Raw genomic sequence first — 3,360 nt, 5'->3', positions numbered from 1 at the left:
GTGCCGAAGGACGCCTGCTCGTTCTCCGCGAAGTAGTTGTCCGGAACGCGGTTCAGCACCATCCGGCCCACCGCCTTCGGCGGGAAGTCCTGCTCCGGCCAGGTCTTCGTGTCATCCAGCGGATCGAAGTCCAGCTCGGGATGGTCGTCGTCGGACATCATCTGCACGACCAGCTCCCACTCGGGATGGTCCCCCCGCCGGATCGCGTCGTAGAGGTCCTTCGTGGCGTGCCCCAGATCATCCGCCTGGACGTTCGCCGCGTCCTCTGCGGTCATGCTGCGGACGCCCTGCTTCGGCAGCCAGTGGTACTTGACCAGCACTGACTCCCCCTGGTCGTTCACCCACTTGTACGTGTTGACGCCGAAGCCCTGCATGTGCCGGTAGTCGGACGGGATGCCCCGGGGGCTGAACAGGTTCACGAGCATGTGCATGCTCTCCGGCGTCTGCGACATGAAGTCGAAGATGCGTCCAGGCTTCTGCTCGTGGGAGACCGGGTCGGGCTTGAGGGCGTGGATCACGTCGGGGAACTTGATCGCGTCGCGGATGAAGAAGATGCCGAGATTGTTGCCCACGAGGTCCCAGTTGCCGTCCTCGGTGTAGAACTTGACGGCGAACCCGCGGGGATCGCGCGCCGCCTCCGAGGAGTCACGGCCGCCGATCACCGTGGAGAAGCGGACCGCGACGTCCGTGCGCTTGCCCGCCTCCTGGAACAGCTTGGCGCGGGTGTAGCGGGAGATGGGCTCTTCGCCCCACTTCCCGTACGCCTCGAAGTGGCCGTAGGTCGTCACGCCCCGCGCGTGCACCACTCGCTCGGGGATGCGCTCCCGGTCGAAGTGGCTGATCTTCTCCAGGAACTGGTAGTTCTCCAGAGTGGCCGGGCCCCGGGCCCCCACGGTGCGCTGGTTCTGGTTGTCAAAGACGACATGACCCTGCCGGTTCGTGAGTTCCGGCCGGTCGTCGTCCGCAGCCGACCCGGCGCTCGCTACGTCTGTCACAGCCAACTACTCCCTCTCTTTCCCGTAGTGCGGTGCTGGCCCGCACTACGGGACAAACCGGATTCCGCAAGATGAATTCGATGCGCGTCCGCAGTCCGGCAGCTACCCGCTCCGGTCTTTCATGTCCTCAACGGTCTCTCCGGCCGACGACCTCTCCACAGCGACGGGAGGTCACCGTGGTCGCCACTCCGGGGCAGGCTCAGAGGGCGGCCCGAGTCGAGTCCCGGCTGCGCTTCCACTGCGCAGTCGACACATCAACTGTGCTGCAAATGCGCCTCGAGCCTCCTGCGGACGTTGTCATCCGGAGGTCAGCGTCTTGACGCGATGGTCGGTCAGCCGTCCTTGCCCATGGCTTTGCGTACGGCGTCCTTGGTGCGGTCCATGAGCGCGGCGACGGGCCCCAGGGCCATGTTGGCACCGGCGGATTCCACACCTGGATGGGGCCGGGTGGGCGCCATGGCTTCGGCGGCCTTGACGCCGCGCGCCATGGAGGCGAGCCGGGCGCTGTCGGTGCTGCGGCGGATGTGGGTGAACTCGTAGCGCTCCTCGGCGCGTGCGTGGTGCTGGACGTCCCTGCGCAGTTTCATGAGCTGGGGCATGAAGGTGGGGTCGTCGGTGTCCAGGCTGTCGAGGTCGGCGAGGGTCTCCTTCGCGGCCTTCTCCTCCTGGAGGCGGTCCTTCACCACCTGTTCGCCGCCGGGGAAGCTGCGGCGGGCGAAGGGATGGACCACTTCCTCCTCGGCCGTCTCGTGGACGGCCAGGAGACGCACCAGCCGCCGGAAGGCGTCCCTGCGGGCGTCTCCGCTGCTGTCCTCGACCTCGTCGAAGAGGTTGCGGATGTCTCCGTGCTGGCGCATGAGCAGCGCCACCACGTCGTTGTCGTCGGCCGGCGGAGCGCCGGACTGTTCAGCCTGTACGGTCATGGGGCTCTCCTCGGTCGTTGTCGGCCGGTGACCGGGCGGGGTGGTCGTCACTTGGCTGACCGGAGCTCGGGAACCGGGTGATCGCCCTCGGTCTCCAGCCGGTAGTCCCCACCGATCATGGCGTCGTGCTGTGCCAGAACCTGGTCGCTCGGGGCCGGCTCACCGCCATGGATGGCTTCCTGCATCGCCTCGAACCGCTCATGGGCCTCCCGGACATATCCGGTGCCCAGCGTGGTCAGGTCCAGCTGGTCGGCGATCAGCTCGCGCAGGTAGCCCTTGTTCGGCTCGAACGTGAGCACGTTGGGCAGCGACGGCGCGCAGACCTCCGCCGCCTCGCGACCGTCGTGCCGGCGCATCAGATCCGCCGCGATGTGCAGATGCTCCAGCTCCATGTTGAGGTGCAGCTCCCAGATCGCCTTGACCTTCGGGTCGCTCTCCTGCTCCATGAAGGAGTGGTACAGGTAGCACTCGTTGTACTCATGGTGGACGAGCTGCTCCCACCAGGACTCGCCCGGGTCGACGAGCGACTCGTAGTGAGTGACGTGCTCCTCCTCGATGAGCCCGATCTCCTGGTAGAGCTGGCGGGCGATGGGCTCCATGTAGGTGGGCCCGGTGTTCATGTAGAAGTTCATCGTCTGCTGCTCGGCCGACATGATCGTCAGCGCGTGCAGCCGGGACAGCGGGTTGACGGTGTCCTTGTCGTACGGCTCGCGCACGTTGTCGACCGGATCGCGGTGGTGCAGCGGGGTAGGGCGCCCCGGCATGACCTCGGTCAGGCCGTCCACGATCTTCTCAGCCTTGCGGTGCTCGATCATCTCGTACAGGTTGGCGTACCGGTACAGGTGGTCGAAGTCCTCCAGCACACCGAACTGGTACGCCTGCTTCAGGTACGCATCGGGCTCCATCCGGGCCACCCACGCGGTGAGGTCCACCGCCACCTGCTCATAGGCGATCGTCGTCTCCAGCACCGAAGAAACGCCGGGAAGCAGCCAGTTCACCGCCTTCTGCTGCTGCGCCTCGATGTAGCGCGTCCGGGCGAGCTGCTGCTTGACCTCGAGGTCCGGACAGTGCCGGGCCATCTGGTGGCTGAACATGATCGCCTCGACCTCGATGCCGTTCATCGTGATGATGCGGCACCGGGTGTAGGGGTCACAGTGGTCGGGGTCGATCGGCTTCACGTTCAGCTCGCGCCAGTTCCTCAGCTGACGGTCCAGCGGGATACCGCGCTGCTCCAGCGGATTGAAGGCCATGCGATGCCTCCTTCGAAGGCAGAGGGGAGGGTTGGCCGAGTATCCCGGCGGTATGCGCTCAAACCAGGAAGCCACGCCGCCCTGCCATTTCTGCAGCCCATGGGTGCTCTCCCCGCGAGCGGAGGTGATCCGTCCACCGGGGCACCTGCTGGGCAAACGTGCGATGAGGGCTCGCTGCTCGACTCCGGCCGG

General features: G+C 66.4%; 3 protein-coding genes. All 3 read right to left on the bottom strand.

The genetic code is table 11. The features are described 5' to 3' along the window. Positions 1–995 (bottom strand): catalase (locus tag V9U70_RS04300; protein ID WP_336673092.1); only part of this gene is annotated, 995 nt, incomplete at its 3' end. 332 nt (positions 996–1,327) lie between these two features. Beyond that, positions 1,328–1,918, bottom strand: a complete 591-nt coding sequence (locus V9U70_RS04295) for a hemerythrin domain-containing protein (protein WP_336673091.1) — start codon at positions 1,916–1,918, stop codon at positions 1,328–1,330. A gap of 47 nt (positions 1,919–1,965) precedes the next feature. Then, positions 1,966–3,168 (bottom strand): hypothetical protein, encoded by a 1,203-nt coding sequence (locus V9U70_RS04290; protein ID WP_336673090.1) that lies wholly within the window; start codon positions 3,166–3,168, stop codon positions 1,966–1,968. Positions 3,169–3,360 lie beyond the last annotated feature (192 nt).

It is taken from the genome of Streptomyces pratensis, from assembly GCF_037137275.1.
Taxonomy (GTDB): Bacteria; Actinomycetota; Actinomycetes; order Streptomycetales; family Streptomycetaceae; genus Streptomyces; species Streptomyces pratensis_B.
The sequence above is the reverse complement of the archived record's forward strand: the minus strand, read 5'-3'. Positions and strand labels throughout refer to the sequence as shown.